The following is a 14,948-nucleotide window of genomic DNA, read 5'->3' on the forward strand; positions in this document are numbered from 1 at the left end:
TCGCATCGGTGCCCGCGCCCCCCCCCCCCCCGCTGCGCGATGATCCTGCTGGAGGATCCGCGTACTGGCGGATGAGACACCGCTGCGCGCGAGCGGGCCGCGTGGCCCCGCGCGTCACGAAGCTCGCCGAGGTCGCCACGGCAGCACGCGGGGAAAGGAGTTCGGAATGGCGACCCGGCGGCGCACGATCGGCCGCGCTCGGCCGTGCGACATGCCACCCTGGCCGCCCGCAGCGCAACGGCCGCGAGACCTCGGTCCGCTCCACGCTCATGCCGCGTCTCGAACGCGGGGCGCTGGCAGAAGGAGCGGCCGCGCCGCAGCTCCTGTCAGCAGCCCCTGGACCGACTCGCGCAGCAGGTGGGGCTGCTCGAAGATCTGCCGTGCCGTCGGGCGGATCGTCGCGAACCCGCGCGCGGCGGCCGCGAGATCCCGGCTCCGGTCTCTCTCCTGCTCTTCCCAGCCTCCGTGATGGGCTCTGCTGTCGCACTCGACGATGATCCACCCGTCGATCAGGAGGTCGACCCGGCCGACGCCGTCGATGACGACCTGTAGTTCCACGTCGACGCCCAGAGAGCGGACGATGAGGCGCGCGAAGGTCTCCGGCCCTGACTCCGCACGGCCGTCGATGTGCGCGCGAAGCCGCTGCAGGCGCTCGGGGAGACGTTCGAAGACCTCGCTCAGGTCGGGGCCTCGGATGATCCCCCGATGAACCGCGCTGTCGAGCGTCGCGATCGCCGCGCGCGGAGTCTGACATCGCACCGCCTGGGCGAGTGCGGCCACGGGATAGGCGACCGTCGAATCCGCCGCAGCATCGTCGACGCGCCAGTGCGTGACGACGCGGTGCGCGGCCGAACGGAGCCGGATCGAGCGCGACCTCGGCGCGCGCAGCCAGTGGCGTCCCCGTTCGATCTGCACGTGCAGCCCCGGATCATCCTGCAGGACGAAGACTCCGAGCTCGCGCATCAGCGATACGCAGTCCAGCCGTCCGCCGACGCGCACCGCGGACTTGATCGCATCGCTCGCTGTTCCCTCGACGTAGTTGTCTCGCCGTGCGTGGAAGAGCCTCCCCTCGCTCACCGCTCTCCGGATATCCGCACGGGTATGCCCCTCCGCTCTCAGGGCGGCGTGCGACCACGTCCGCAGGTGCTCTGCTTCGATCGGCATGCCCGCACTCTGTCGGAACCGCGGCGATCGCCGATTCGCGCTCCCCTGGTTTTCCGCGGGTCCTGTGGAGAAGTGGGACGATCTCCTGTCGGATGGTGCGGGGTCGCGTGTCCCCGAACCCCAGACACGGGTCCGGCTCCCCTCGGCCGAGTACACAACGACGCCAGAATCCGTCTCCACACGCTGAAAGCCCCGCGCGCCGCCCTTCTCCCGGAAAATTGGCGTCGTCGTGCACGGAGGCACGGTGAGAGCCGCCGCGTCGCCTCCCGCGCGCACGCCGCCGCTCCGGACGGCTGCTCGTGCACGACGACGCCAGAATCCACCTCGCCACCCCACGACCCCGGCGTGTCACCCGAGCCGATCGAGAAATGGCGTCGTCGTGCATGAATGACGCGGACGCGGTGGGCCCCACCCCGGGGACGCGCACCGCACGCGCCGAGCCCCGCGTCATCCCGCGTCACGGGAATAGCTCCCGCCCTGCGGCGTTGTCCTATGCTGTGAGAAGAACGTGCTCCGGGGTCGGTGAGAATCCGAACCGGCGGTGACAGTCCGCGACTCCCTCATCCGAGGGACTGATCCGGTGGGATTCCGGAACCGACGGTGATGCAGGCGAGTCCTGCGAGTCCGGATGGAAGGCAGCACGGCTCGGCCGCCGCATGGCCGCGCTTCGCGATCCCCGGTTTCTGCAGGGAGGGAGCGCGCATGGCGCAGGATGTCGAGATCGCCGCGATGCGTCGCGCGCTCGAACTCGCCGCTCGCGGGCCCGCGAGCCGCAACCCGCAGGTCGGCGCCGTGATCCTCTCCGCCGACGGCCGCACGCTCGCCGAGGGATGGCACCGCGGCGCCGGCACGCCCCACGCGGAGGTCGACGCGCTGTCGCACCTGCCCGAGGGCGGCGCGCGCGGCGCGACCGCCGTCGTCACCCTCGAGCCCTGCAACCACACGGGACGCACCGGCCCGTGCACCGAGGCGCTCATCGCCGCCGGCGTCTCCCGCGTCGTGTACGCGCTCGACGATCCGGGCGAGACCGAGGGCGGAGGCGCCCGCCGCCTCGCCGCGGCCGGGGTCGACGTCGAGGGCGGCGTCTGCGTCGACGAGGCCCGCGCGCTCCTCGCGCCGTGGATCGCCTCCCGGCTGCGCGGGCGCCCCCACGTCACCCTCAAGTGGGCGCAGAGCCTCGACGGCCGGGCCGCGGCGGCCGACGGCACGAGCCAGTGGATCACCGGACCCGCCGCGCGGGCCGACGTGCACCGCCGGCGCGCAGAAGCCGACGCGATCCTCGTGGGCACCGGCACCGTGCTCGCAGACGACCCGGCCCTCACCGCCCGCGACGGGGAGGCGCTCCTCCCCCGCCAGCCCGTGCCGGTCGTCATCGGCACCCGGCCCGTGCCCGCCGACGCCGCCCTGCGCCGCCATCCGCACGCGCCCCTGATCCTCCCGACGCGCGATCTCGCGTCCGCGCTCGACGCGCTGCTCGACCGCGGGCTGCACCGCGTGTTCGTCGAGGGCGGGCCCGGCCTCCAGAGCGCGCTGCTCCGGGCCGGCCTCGCCGACGAGGTGCTCGCCTACATCGCGCCGACGCTCATCGGCGGCCCGCGCCTCGCGACCGCCGACATCGGCGTCGACACCATCACCGACCAGCGCCGTCTCGCCGTCTCCGACGTGCGGCGCCTCGGCGACGATCTGCTGGTCGTCGCCCGTCTCGAACCCCACGCAGAGGGAGAACGCTGAGCATGTTCACCGGAATCATCGAGGAGATCGGCCGCATCGAACGCGTCGCGCCGTCGGGAGACGGCGTGCGCCTCACCGTGCGCGCCCCGGGCGCCGTCTCAGACGCCCGCCACGGCGACTCGATCGCGATCTCGGGCGTCTGCCTGACGGTCGTGGAGCAGACCGCCGACGGCTTCACGGCCGACGTCATGAAGCAGACCCTCGACATGTCGACTCTCTCCGGGCTCGCACCGGGCGCCGCCGTGAACGTGGAGCGCGCCCTCGCGGCGGGTGCCCGCCTGGGCGGCCACATCGTGCAGGGGCACATCGACGGCACCGGCGAGATCGTCGAGGTGCGCCCCGGAGACGAGTGGCGGGTCATCCGCGTGGGGATCCCGCTGTCCCTCGCGCCGCTCGTCGTGGACAAGGGATCCATCACCCTCGACGGCACGTCGCTCACCGTGAGCGCCGTGAGCGCGGCCGACGACCCGGCGCCGTGGCTCGAGGTGTCCCTCATCCCCGAGACGCTGCGGGCGACGACCCTCGGCGAGCGCGCGGCGGGCGACCGCGTGAACCTCGAGACCGACATCCTCGCCCGCCACGTGCAGCGCCTGCAGGCGTTCGCCGGCGCACCGGAAGGATCCGCGCGATGAGCGACTCCCCCCTCACCCTCTCCTCGATCGACGACGCGCTCGAGGCGCTGCGCGCCGGGAAGCCCGTCCTCGTCGCGGACGACGAGAACCGCGAGAACGAGGGCGACGTGATCCTCTCGGCGGAGCTCGCGACGCCCGCTTCCGTCGCGTGGACGGTGCGCTGGACCTCCGGCTACCTCTGCGCGCCCATGCCGCACGAGTGGGCCGACCGCCTCGACCTGCCGCCGATGGTCGCCCGCAGCCAGGACGCGCGCGGCACGGCGTACACCGTGTCGGTCGACGCGGCGTCCGGCGTGACGACGGGCATCAGCGCGAGCGACCGCGCCCGCACCCTCAACGTGCTCGCCGACCCCGCGTCGACGCCCGACAGCCTCATCCGCCCCGGGCACATCCTGCCGCTGCGGGCGGTGTCGGGCGGCGTGCGCGATCGCTCCGGCCACACCGAGGCGGCCGTCGACCTCATGCGCCTCGCCGGGCTCTCCCCCGTCGCGGTCATCGGCGAGGTCATCGCCGACGACGGCGAGATGATGCGCCTGCCCGGCCTCGTCGAGATGGGCCGCCGCGACGGGATCCCCGTCATCACGATCGAGCAGCTCGTCGCGCACCTCGACGAGACGGATCCCCGCGAGCCGTCCGAGGCGGCACCGCGCACCGTGAGCCTGCGCGCCGACACGCTCGTGCCGACCTCGCACGGCGAACTGCGGTTCCTCGCCTACAAGGATCGCGTGACGGGCACCGACCACCTCGCGATCACGAGCGGCGACCTGTCGTCCGACGCGCCGCTCGTGCGCGTGCACTCGGAGTGCCTCACCGGCGAGGCGTTCGGCTCGCTCAAGTGCGAGTGCGGCCCTCAGCTCGACGCGGCGCTCGACCAGGTCGCCCGCGAGGGCGGCGTCGTCGTCTACATGCGCGGGCACGAGGGGCGCGGCATCGGACTCATCAACAAGCTGCGCGCCTACGCGCTGCAGGAGCGCGGCTTCGACACCCTCGACGCCAACACCGAGCTGGGTCTCCCCGCCGACGCCCGCGACTACGCGGCGGCCGCCGCGATCCTCGCGGATCTCGGGATCTCGCGGATCCGTCTGCTCACGAACAACACCGACAAGGTCCAGCAGCTGCGCGGGTTCGGCCTCGACGTCGCCGAGCAGGTGCCGCTCATCGTCGGCGTCGGCCCCAACAACCACCAGTACCTCGAGACCAAGCGCGACCGCATGGGCCACGTCATCGGCGAGGCCGAGCTGCAGGCCGCGATCGCGAGGATGAACGAAGAAGGAGAGACCGCATGAGCGGCAAGGGAGCGCCCGAGCAGGGCGGCGTGGACGCGTCGGGCCTGAAGGTCGTCGTCGTCGCGGGCACGTGGCACGAGCGGATCTCGGAGGGCCTCGTGGCGGGCGCCGAGCAGTTCCTCGAGCAGGCGGACGCGGACTACCGCGTCGTGCGGGTGGCGGGATCGTTCGAGCTGCCGGTGGTGGCGCTCGGCGCGCTGAACGCCGGCGCCGACGCGGTCGTGGCGCTCGGCGTCATCATCCGCGGCGGCACCCCGCACTTCGAGTTCGTCTCGAACGCGGCGACCGACGGCCTCACGCGCGTCGCGCTCGACACGGGCAAGCCGGTCGGGTTCGGCGTGCTGACGCTCGACGACGAGGATCAGGGCATCGCGCGCGCGGGGTTCGAGGGGTCGCAGGAGGACAAGGGCTTCGAGGCGGCCGACGCCGCCGTGCGCGCCGCGCTCACCCTGCGCGAGCTCCGCGTCTGACCCGCCAGGAGGGCGGCCGCGGGGGTGCGCGCCGGTGTGCATCCCACGGTTTCTCTACGTAGGGTAGAAGTCATGGAGATCCTGCGCAGCATCGTCGTCCTCGTCCACCTCGTCGGCTTCGCCGTGCTGTTCGGCGCGTGGGTCGTCGAGGCGTTCCGAGGCACGCGCGAGATGACCAAGGCCATGCACTGGGGCCTCGTCATCGCGCTCGTCGCCGGCCTGGCCCTCGCCGCCCCGTGGGGCCTCGACGGCGACCCGAACTACATGAAGATCGGCATCAAGCTCGTCGTCGTCGTCGTGATCGGGGCGCTCCTCGGCATCGGCGGCGCGCGCCAGCGCCGCACGGGCTCCGCCCCGGCGGCGCTCTTCTGGCTCGTGGGCCTGCTGACGCTCGGCAACGCCGCGCTCGCCGTCATCTGGTGAGCCGCTCCGAAGGGCGGGTCGTCGACATCTCGTCGACGACCCGCCCTTCGTCTGCGCTGACGCAGTCTGCGCATCCCGACGGCGCTCGCCTCCCCCACATGCGCACCGGATCCGCCGCTTCGTCATCACGTTGCGCGCGACGAGCGGATCCTGCCCGCCATCTGCTGAACGAGGAGCCCGCACCGCCCCCTCCGGGTGCGCATTCTGCGCGTCGACAGGCGTAGAATGAGCGATCGTGCTCGACGCCCTCGGCGTCGAGCCGTCATCGTTCGCACGCCGCGCCTGCGGCACCGTCCCTCGAATTCAGGTTTCCCATGACCACGACAGCAGCTCCCGCGAAGCCGCTGAACTCCCGCAGCCGCGTCATCACCGCGAGCCTCGTCGGCACGACGATCGAGTTCTACGACTTCTACGCCTACGCCACGGCGGCGGCGCTCGTGTTCCCCCATCTCTTCTTCCCGACCGAGAGCGACACCGCGTCGCTCCTGGCATCGTTCGGCGTCTTCGGCGCGGCGATGGTGGCGCGCCCGATCGGCGCGATCGTCTTCGGGCACTTCGGCGACAAGATCGGCCGCAAGGGGACCCTCGTCGCCTCGCTGCTCACGATGGGGATCGCGACGTTCGTGATCGGCCTGCTGCCCACCTACCAGCAGATCGGCTGGTTCGCCGCGCTCCTCCTGCTCATCTGCCGCCTCGCGCAGGGCTTCGCCCTCGGCGGCGAGTGGTCGGGCGCCGCGCTCGTCGCGACCGAGAACGCCCCCGCGGGCAAGCGCGCCCTGTACGGCACGTTCCCGCAGCTCGGCGCACCCATCGGCTTCATCATCGCCAACGCGATCTTCCTCATCATCAACTTCGCCCTGCCCGGAGAAGACGGCCAGGCGAGCGAGGCGTTCCTCACCTGGGGATGGCGGATCCCGTTCCTCTTCTCGGCCGTCATGGTCATCATCGGCCTGTGGGTGCGCCTGAAGCTCGTCGAGTCGGAGGCGTTCCAGAAGGCGGAGAAGAAGGGGCAGGTGCAGAAGTTCCCGCTCGGGCTCACGATCCGCCGCAACTGGAAGGCGCTGATCCTCGGCACCTTCTACATGCTCGCGACGTACGTGCTCTTCTACCTGATGACGAGCTTCACGCTCACGTACGGGCAGACCCCGCAGGACGCGGACGTGCCCGGCCTCGGCTTCGCCTACGTCGACTTCGTGCTCATGCAGATCATCGGCGTCGTGTTCTTCGGCGCCTGCACGCTGCTGTCCGGCCCCCTCGCGGACGCGCTCGGCCGCCGCAAGCTGCTCATCTGGGTCACGATCGGCATCGTCGTCTTCGGCCTCAGCTTCAGCCTGTTCCTCACCCCGACCGACCACGACCTGTTCACAGGCGCGCTCGCGCAGGCGTTCCTCGTGTTCGGGTTCGTGCTGATGGGCATGACCTTCGGGCCGATGGGCGCGCTGCTGCCCGAGCTGTTCCCGACCTCGGTGCGGTACACGGGATCCGCGATCTCGTACAACGTGTCGTCGATCCTCGGCGCCGCGCTCGCGCCGATCATCGCCGTCGCGCTGTGGTCGGCGGCCGGCGGCAGCCCCTGGCTCGTCGGCGTCTACCTCGCCGGGGCGGGCGCGCTCACCCTCATCGCGCTCCTCGTCGGCAAGGAGACGAAGGACGTCGACCTCGACGCGGAGAAGATCGAGGTCTGACCCGCACGGGCGACTGCCGAGAGGGCGGATCCGGGGAGACCCGGATCCGCCCTCTCGCGTCCGCGGCTCCCGTCAGAGGCCGTGTTCCTCCAGCAGCCGCAGCCAGAACTCGCTCACGGTCGGGTAGGCGGGCACCGCGTGCCAGAGCCGGTCGAGCGTCACCTCGCCGACGATCGCGATCGTCGCGGCGTGCAGCAGCTCGCCCACGCCGGGTCCGACGAGGGTGAGGCCGACGATCACCCGGCGCTCCTCGTCGACGACGGCGCGCACCCGCCCCGCGAAGCCCTCGGCCTGCAGCGCGGCTCCCGCGACGTTCGCGAGGTCGTAGTCGATGACGCGCGAGCGGATCCCCCGTTCCTCCGCCTCGCGGGCCGTGATGCCGACCGACGCGACCTCGGGATCCGAGAACACCACCTGCGGCACGGCGACGCCGTCGGCGGTCGCCACGTGCCTGCCCCATGGCGCGTCGTCGAGCGCCTCGCCCGCGGCGCGGGCCGCGATGGCATCGCCCGCGATGCGCGCGTCGTACTTGCCCTGATGGGTGAGGAGGGCTCGACCCGTCACGTCCCCCGTGGCGACGAGCCCCTCGGCGCCCGTCGCGCGCAGGGCGTCGTCGACGTCGATCCATTCGCCCGGAGTCAGGCCGACCGTCTCGAGACCGATGTCGTCGGTCGCGGGCCGGCGCCCTGTGGCGACGACGATCTCGTCGGCGAGGATCTCGGATCCGTCGTCGAGCGCGACGCGCACCCCGCCGCCGTCGCGCGCCACCCGGGAGACGCCCGTCTCCTCCCGCACGTCGACGCCGCGCGCGACGAGCGCGTCGCGCACCGCCTCGCCCGCGAACGACTCCATCCGCCGCAGCAGACGGCTGCGGGCGACGAGCGTCACCTCGGCGCCGAGATCGGCGAGCAGCGTCGCCGCCTCGACCGCGACGACCCCGCCTCCGAGGATCGCGACGCGCCGGGGGATCCGCTCGAGCGCGGTGAGCTCCCTGCTCGTCCAGGGGCGGGCCTCAGCGAGACCGGGCACGTCGGGCACGACCGCGACGCTGCCCGTGGCGACGACGACCGCGTGGCGCGCCCGGAGCTCCAGGTCGTCGACCCGAACGGCGCCGGGGCCCGCGAGCCGGCCGCGCCCGCGGATGAGCTCGATGCCCGCGCTCTCCAGCCACTCCACCTGCCCGCTGTCGTCCCAGTTCGCGGCGAAGGAGTCGCGGCGGGCGAGCACGTCGTCGACCCGCAGGGATCCGCCTTCCACGCCGCGGACGGCCTGCGCCTGCCGCAGCGCCGCCCCCGGGCGCAGCAGCGCCTTCGACGGCATGCACGCCCAGTACGAGCATTCGCCGCCGACGAGCTCCTCCTCGACGATGACCGTCTCGAGCCCCGCCTGCGTCGTGCGGTCGGCGACGTTCTCGCCGACCGGCCCCGCTCCGATGACCACCACATCCACCTCGCGCGTCTGCATGGGGCCGACGGTACCCCCGCCAGGGCCCCGACGCACCACCCGTGCGGGAGAATGGGAGGAGCACCCCCACCGTCAAGAGATGTTGACACCCCGCGACGCGTCACCTAATGTTGACGACATGGATGCTCCCCTCACCGCGATCAGCTCCGACGAACCCGGCGAGCCCCTGCCCCGACTGCGGAGGCTCGCCGAGACCCGCCGCGAGATCGCACGCGAGGAGGAGGCGCTCGTGCGCCGCGCCCGCCTGCAGGGCTGCTCGTGGCAGGCGATCGCGATGGCGCTCGGCGTCTCGAAGCAGGCGGTCCACCGCAAGTACGGACGGAAGTAGAGGCCCCGTGAGCCAGACAGCAACGCGCCGGCGGCGCTCCCCCTTCTCCCGACCCGCCGCCGAGGAGGGGCCGCGCGCCACCTTCCGACAGCTGCTCCCCTTCATCTTCGAGCACCGCGGCGCCCTCATCGCCGTCGCCGTCCTCTCCGTCCTCGAGGCGGTCTTCACCCTGCTCCAGCCCCTGCTCATCGGCGAGGTCATCGAGCGCGTGCAGGTCTCGCAGGCGCTCGGCTGGCTCATCTGGGCGCTCGTCGCGTTCGTGCTCCTCTCCTCGGTCACCGGCGCCTCCCAGCACTACCTCCTGCAGCGGATGGGCACCGCGGTCGTCTTCTCGAGCCGCCGTCAGCTGATCCGGCGGATCCTCCACCTGCCCATCCGCGAATTCGACGCCCGCCGCACCGGCGACCTCGTCAGCCGCGTCGGCACCGACACGACGATGCTCTATGCGGTGCTCACGCAGGGGCTCGTGGACAGCATCGGCAACGCGCTGCTGTTCCTCGGCGCCCTCATCGCGATGGCGTGGATCGACCCGGTCCTCCTCCTCACGATCGTCGGCGTGCTCGCCGTGGCGGTCGCGGCGGTCGGCTCCCTCGCCGGCCGGATCCGCCGCGCCTCCCAGGAGCAGCAGGAGCGCGTCGGGGAGCTCTCGAGCGGCATCGAGCGCGCGATCGGATCCATCCGCACGGTGCGCGCCTCGGGCGCGACCGCGCGCGAGGAGGAGGCCGTGACCGGCATGGCGACGGCCGCATACGGCGCGGGGCTCCGCGTGGCGAAGGCCTCCGCCCTCGTCGTCCCCGTCGCCGGGATCGCGATGCAGGTGTCGCTCCTCGCGGTGCTCGGCGTCGGCGGCATGCGCGTCGCGTCCGGCGCCATCTCGATCGCCTCGCTCGTGACGTTCGTGATGTTCCTCTTCCTCATGATCATGCCGCTCGCCTCGGCGTTCGGCGCCATGTCGAGCGTGGGCCAGGCGCTGGGCGCGCTGGGGCGGATCCAGGAGGTGCTCGACCTGCCGGAGGAGGACGCCGACGACCGCAAGGCGAGCGCGCCGTCGCCGGACGAGGCGGCGCCCGCGATCGCGTTCCGCGACGTGCGCTTCCGCTACCCGGATGCGGCGGTCGAGGCGCGCGCCGCGGCCGCCCGCGAGGTCGGGGAGACCGCGGAGGAGGCGCACCTCGAGGCGGAGGTCGCCCTCGCGCCGCGCCGCGACGTGCTCGACGGCGTGACCTTCGACGTGCCCCGCGGATCCCGCGTCGCCCTCGTCGGCCCCTCGGGGGCGGGCAAGTCGACGATCCTCGCGCTCATCGAGCGGTTCTACGACCCGACGGGCGGCGCCGTGCTCGTGGACGGACAGGACGCCCGCGATCTCGACCGCACCGCGCTGCGCGCGCGGTTCGGATACGTCGAGCAGGACGCCCCGACCCTCGCCGGCTCGCTCGCCGACAACCTGCGCCTCGCCTCGCCCGACGCGACGGACGACGACTGCGATCGCGCGCTGCGGGCCGTGAACCTCGGGCACATCGTCGACCGCTCGCCGCTCGGGATCGACACCCCGGTCGGGGAGGACGGCGTCATGCTGTCGGGCGGCGAGCGCCAGCGCCTCGCGATCGCCAGGGCGCTGCTCGCGGCTCCCCCGATCCTGCTGCTCGACGAGTCGACGTCGTCGCTCGACGGCGTCAACGAGCAGCGGATGCGGGAGGCGATCGACGCGGTCGCCGAGGGGCGCACGCTGCTCGTCATCGCCCACCGCCTGTCGACCGTCGTCGACAGCGACCGCATCATCGTGCTCGATCAGGGGCGGGTCGTCGGTCAGGGCACCCACTCGGAGCTCGTCGACGAGGTCCCGCTCTACCGCGACCTCGCGAAGCACCAGCTCCTCGTGTGAGGGAGGTGCGATTCCGCAACCCGGGCGGATCCATCCTCACCCGAGTCGGCGAAACGCACCCATCCCGGCCCCCGATCGGTGCAATTCGGCGACCCGGGCGGATCCCGCACCGCCCGAGTCGACGAAACGCGCAACCCGGGCGAATCCGCGTCAGGCGGGCAGGGGCGCCTCGCGGGATCCGCGGATCCGGGCGCGGTGGCGACGCCACCTCGTGCCGAGCCACACCGCCGCGAACAGGAGCCCTTGGAGCACCGCCATGCTGGCGGAGGTCGCCGCGTCGAAGGCGTACGCGACCCAGAACCCCGCCAGCGCGCTGACGCCGGCGATGCCGACGGAGAGCGCGAGCATCGAGCCGAGTCGCCGCGTGAGGAGGAGCGCCGTCGCGGGCGGGGCGATCATGAGCGCGACGACGAGAACCGCGCCCGCCGCATGGAACGCGGCCGTGACCGTCATGGCGACGAGCAGCATCAGCCCCGTGCTGAGGAGCCCCGTGCGGATGCCGAGGGAGCGGGCGAACGCGGGATCGAACGTCGCGACCTTCAGCCGCGGATAGAGCAGCGCGACGAACAGCGCGTTCAGCGCCAGCACGCCGAGCATCACGAACAGGTGCCGCGGTCCGAGCGCGACGCCGCCCACGACGAGGGGCTGGAACGCCGCGAGGTTGAGGTCGCCCACGAGCACGGCGTGGGTGTCGAGGTGCACGTTCGCGAAGTTCAGCGACAGGAGGATGACGCCGACGCTGAAGAGCGCGGGGAACACGAGCCCCTGGGGCGCATCGCCCGCGAGGAGCCCGGTGCGCGACAGCCACTCGCTGCCGAGGACCACGACGAGGCCGGCGACCGCCGCGCCCACGATGAGGAGCGGCGAGTCGAGCGCGTGGGTGACGGCGTATCCGAGGACGATGCCGGGCAGCACGGCGTGGCTGATGGCGTCGACGAGCATCGACTCCCGGCGCAGCACCACGAAGACCCCCGGAACGGCGCACGCGAGCGCGGTCACGACGGCGAGCAGGGTCGTCCCGACGAGGAAGCTCATCGCGCCTCCCCTCCCCCGGGCGTCGCGGACGCGGTGGCCGCGCCCCGCCCGTTCGGCCGGCTCGCGAGCTCCTCCGCCGCCAGCTCCCGCCGCAGCGCGCGACGCCCCCGCGCCCGGGCGACGGCGCGCACCACGATGCTGCGGCGCGGCGACGCGAGGAGCGAGACGACGAGGACCCCGAACAGCGCGAGCACGATGAGCGGCCCCGTGGGCACGCGCCCGAGCGCGATCGAGAGGTAGGCGCCGAGCCCGGATCCGACCGCGCCGATCGCCCCCGAGAGGATCACGGTGCCGCGCAGGGTCGTCGTCCACTGACGCGCGGCGGCGGGCGGCGTCACGACGAACGCGACCATGAGCACGAGCCCCACGGCCTTCACGCCGATGACCGTCGCGACGACGACCGTCGTGAACATGAGCAGGTCGATCGTGCGCCCCCGGAACCCCAGCACGTCGGCCTGGTCGGGGTCGAAGGTGCGCAGCGCGAACTCCTTCCAGAAGACGATCGTGACGACGAGCGCCGCCCCGCCGACGGCGACGCTCGTCACGAGATCCGGGATCGTGATGGTCGACGCGTTGCCGAAGAGGTAGTCCTGGATCCCGCCCTTGCCGGGGAACGACCCGTTCGCGACGACGCGCATGAGCAGCATGCCGAGCCCGAAGAAGGTCGTGAGCGAGATGGCCATCGCGGCGTCGATGCGCACGACCGAGGTGCGGGCGATGCCGTTCGCGAACAGCACCGCGGCGACGCCCGCGACGACCGCGCCCGCGATGAGGCCGAGCATGCTGCGGCCGTCGACGCCGAGGACGACCACGGCGAGGAGGAACGCGCCGAGCGTTCCGGGCAGCGCGGCGTGCGAGATGACGTCGCTGATGAGCGACTGCTTCCGCAGGTAGGCGAACGCGCCGAGCGCCCCCGCGACGAGGCCGATGACGGAGGTGCCGAGGAACACCATGCGGAAGGTGTGGTCGGCGAAGAACTCGGCGGGGGTCACGGCGCGACCCCGGGGAGGGACCCGTCGCCCGGCACCTCGTAGGCGGCGCGGATGTGCTCAGGCGTGAACGCCTCGTCGACCGGGCCCTGTGCGATCACCTCGCGGTTGAGGAGCGCGACGTGGTCGCAGGCCTCTCGGACGGTCGCGAGATCGTGATGCACGATCACGACGGTGCGTCCCTCCCGCTGCAGGTCGCGGAGCACCGAGAGGATCGCCTGCTGGCTCTTCGCGTCGATGCCCTGGAACGGCTCGTCCATGAAGAGCACGTCGGGCGCCTGGGCGAGGGCTCTGGCGAGGAACACGCGCTGACGCTGCCCGCCGGAGAGCTCGCCGATCTGCCTGGCCGCGAGATCCGCGATGCCCGTCTGCCGCAGCGCCTCGTCAGCGCGGGCCCGCTCGGCGCGGCCCGGTCGGCGGATCCAGCCGAGGGATCCGTATGTGCCCATCGTGACGACGTCGCGCACAGTGGTCGGGAAGTCCCAGTCGACGCTCGTCGTCTGCGGCATGTAGCCGACGCGGCGGCGGACCGCGGCGAGCGGCCGCCCGAAGAAGGCCGTCTCGCCCGCGAGCGGGGTCACGAGGCCGAGCATCGCCTTGATGAGGGTCGACTTCCCGGCGCCGTTGGGCCCGACGATCCCCATGACGGACCCCTCGGGCACGTCGAGGTCGACCCGGCGCAGCACAGGCTCCGCGCGGTAGGCGACGGAGAGGCCGCGCACCCGGCAGGCGAGCGGCGAAGCGCTCACTCTCCGGCCCCCAGCGCCTCGGCGACGGCGCGGGCGTTGTGCGAGAAGACGCCGAGGTACGTGTCGACGCCCTCGTCGGCGCCGAGCGAGTCGGCGTACAGCTCCTCGTCCGAGACGGCGACGCTCCAGCCGCGGTCGCGCACGGCCTCCTGGAGGCTCGTGATGGCCTGCGGGTTGGCCTGGTTGTCGCGGAAGATCGTCGACACCTCGTGGTCCGCGATGAGGTCGGCGAGCTCGCTGAGCTCGGCGGGGCTGAGGGCCGCCTCGGTCGAGACGAAGTCGGTCGCGTGCACCTCGATGTCGAACGTCTCGCCGAAGTAGCCGAACGCGTCGTGTCCGGTGACGAGGATCCGCGGCTCCGGCACCTCGGCGAGCAGGGCGGCCGCCTCGTCGGCGGCGTCGGCGATCCGGGCGGCGTACCGATCCGCGTTCTCCCGGTAGGCGTCGGCGTTCTCCGGGTCGCGGGCCGCGAGGTGCTCGGCGATCTCGTCGACCACGAGGCTCCACGCCTCGGGGCTGTTCCACACGTGCGGGTCGTGCAGCGGCTCGCCGTCGGGCCCCGTCTCGGGCCAGTCGAGCAGCAGCTCCTCGGGGAGCGCGTCGCCGACCGCGAGCTGCGCGTCCCCCAGGCTCGTGAGCTGATCGATCATCTGCGCCTCGAGATGCAGGCCGTTCCAGAGCACGACGTCGGCGCTCTGCAGCGCCTGGATGTCGCGGGTCGAGGGCTGGTAGGTGTGCGGATCTCCTCCCGGCCCGACCATGGTCGTCACCTCGGCGTCGGGAGCGATGTTCCGCACGGCGTCGGCGAGGTATCCCGTCGTCGCGGACACGGCGAGCTCGTCGTCGGATGCCGGGTCGGCGGCGCATCCCGTCAGCGCGAGCACCGACACGGCGACTGCGCCCCACATACTGTTCCTCATGCCGGATACTCTAATGTTCGGCGTGCCGAACTTTCAAGAGGGGCGGTGGCCGCACAGGCCGGTCGCGCACGACGACGCCGGTTCTCAGCCCGCCCCGACACCGCCGCGGATCCGTCCCCGCGAGCCGGGACGGCGCCGTCCCGCACTGGAGAAGGACGAACGCGCAGGAGGCCCGCCCCGGATCCGGGGC

14 protein-coding genes and 1 riboswitch are annotated in these 14,948 nt (G+C 72.7%); of the genes, 8 read left to right on the forward strand and 6 right to left on the reverse strand.

Features of this window, described 5'->3' with window-relative positions:
* Positions 1-267: 267 nt before the first annotated feature.
* Positions 268-1,344, reverse strand: coding sequence for a hypothetical protein (locus tag NHL53_RS03710; RefSeq protein WP_433775284.1), 1,077 nt, complete (start codon positions 1,342-1,344; stop codon positions 268-270).
* Between the two features lie 325 nt (positions 1,345-1,669).
* A riboswitch (FMN riboswitch) is annotated at positions 1,670-1,809 on the forward strand.
* 57 nt (positions 1,810-1,866) lie between these two features.
* Between NHL53_RS03710 and ribD the strand changes: the two genes are divergently transcribed.
* The 6 genes from ribD (at position 1,867) to NHL53_RS03740 (ending at position 7,391) form a co-directional block, all read left to right on the forward strand.
* Positions 1,867-2,895 (forward strand): bifunctional diaminohydroxyphosphoribosylaminopyrimidine deaminase/5-amino-6-(5-phosphoribosylamino)uracil reductase RibD, encoded by a 1,029-nt coding sequence (gene ribD, locus NHL53_RS03715; RefSeq protein WP_433775286.1) that lies wholly within the window; start codon positions 1,867-1,869, stop codon positions 2,893-2,895.
* Positions 2,896-2,897: 2 nt separating this feature from the next.
* On the forward strand, positions 2,898-3,527 hold the full coding sequence (locus tag NHL53_RS03720) for a riboflavin synthase (RefSeq protein ID WP_433775288.1): 630 nt from the start codon (positions 2,898-2,900) through the stop codon (positions 3,525-3,527).
* Positions 3,524-4,813, forward strand: a complete 1,290-nt coding sequence (gene ribA / locus NHL53_RS03725) for a GTP cyclohydrolase II (RefSeq protein ID WP_433775290.1) — start codon at positions 3,524-3,526, stop codon at positions 4,811-4,813. Before NHL53_RS03720 ends, ribA begins: the two co-directional genes overlap by 4 nt.
* Entirely contained in the window at positions 4,810-5,283 is a 474-nt protein-coding gene (gene ribH, locus NHL53_RS03730; RefSeq protein ID WP_433775292.1) for a 6,7-dimethyl-8-ribityllumazine synthase, read from the forward strand. Before ribA ends, ribH begins: the two co-directional genes overlap by 4 nt.
* 72 nt (positions 5,284-5,355) lie before the next feature.
* Positions 5,356-5,706, forward strand: a complete 351-nt coding sequence (locus NHL53_RS03735; protein WP_433775294.1) for a Fe-S protein — start codon at positions 5,356-5,358, stop codon at positions 5,704-5,706.
* Between the two features lie 314 nt (positions 5,707-6,020).
* The gene (locus NHL53_RS03740; protein ID WP_433775295.1) at positions 6,021-7,391 is read left to right on the forward strand and encodes an MFS transporter; all 1,371 of its coding nucleotides are present in this window, start codon (positions 6,021-6,023) and stop codon (positions 7,389-7,391) included.
* 72 nt (positions 7,392-7,463) lie between these two features.
* On the opposite strand, the gene NHL53_RS03745 is transcribed toward NHL53_RS03740, so the two are convergent.
* Complete coding sequence (locus NHL53_RS03745; protein ID WP_433775297.1) at positions 7,464-8,855, reverse strand: dihydrolipoyl dehydrogenase family protein; 1,392 nt, start codon at positions 8,853-8,855, stop codon at positions 7,464-7,466.
* Positions 8,856-8,973: 118 nt separating this feature from the next.
* On the opposite strand from NHL53_RS03745, the gene NHL53_RS03750 reads away from it, so the two are divergent.
* Both NHL53_RS03750 and NHL53_RS03755 read left to right on the forward strand, forming a co-directional pair.
* Positions 8,974-9,183 carry an AsnC family protein gene (locus NHL53_RS03750; RefSeq protein ID WP_433775299.1) on the forward strand — a complete coding sequence of 70 codons (210 nt, stop codon included), beginning with the start codon at positions 8,974-8,976 and terminating at the stop codon, positions 9,181-9,183.
* A 7-nt stretch (positions 9,184-9,190) separates the two neighbouring features.
* Positions 9,191-11,065: an ABC transporter ATP-binding protein gene (locus NHL53_RS03755; protein WP_433775301.1), complete on the forward strand. Its 1,875-nt coding sequence runs from the start codon at positions 9,191-9,193 to the stop codon at positions 11,063-11,065.
* Between the two features lie 150 nt (positions 11,066-11,215).
* On the opposite strand, the gene NHL53_RS03760 is transcribed toward NHL53_RS03755, so the two are convergent.
* From NHL53_RS03760 to NHL53_RS03775, 4 genes are read right to left on the reverse strand one after another with little or no spacing between them, the layout of a single operon-like run.
* The gene (locus NHL53_RS03760) at positions 11,216-12,100 is read right to left on the reverse strand and encodes a metal ABC transporter permease (protein ID WP_433775303.1); all 885 of its coding nucleotides are present in this window, start codon (positions 12,098-12,100) and stop codon (positions 11,216-11,218) included.
* Positions 12,097-13,092, reverse strand: coding sequence for a metal ABC transporter permease (locus NHL53_RS03765; RefSeq protein WP_433775305.1), 996 nt, complete (start codon positions 13,090-13,092; stop codon positions 12,097-12,099). Before NHL53_RS03765 ends, NHL53_RS03760 begins: the two co-directional genes overlap by 4 nt.
* Positions 13,089-13,838 (reverse strand): metal ABC transporter ATP-binding protein, encoded by a 750-nt coding sequence (locus NHL53_RS03770; RefSeq protein ID WP_433775307.1) that lies wholly within the window; start codon positions 13,836-13,838, stop codon positions 13,089-13,091. Before NHL53_RS03770 ends, NHL53_RS03765 begins: the two co-directional genes overlap by 4 nt.
* Entirely contained in the window at positions 13,835-14,758 is a 924-nt protein-coding gene (locus NHL53_RS03775) for a metal ABC transporter substrate-binding protein (RefSeq protein ID WP_433775309.1), read from the reverse strand. The genes NHL53_RS03770 and NHL53_RS03775 overlap by 4 nt, the downstream gene beginning before the upstream one ends.
* Positions 14,759-14,948 lie beyond the last annotated feature (190 nt).

The sequence above is a fragment of the Microbacterium sp. gxy059 genome (assembly GCF_050958665.1).
Classification (GTDB): Bacteria; Actinomycetota; Actinomycetes; order Actinomycetales; family Microbacteriaceae; genus Microbacterium.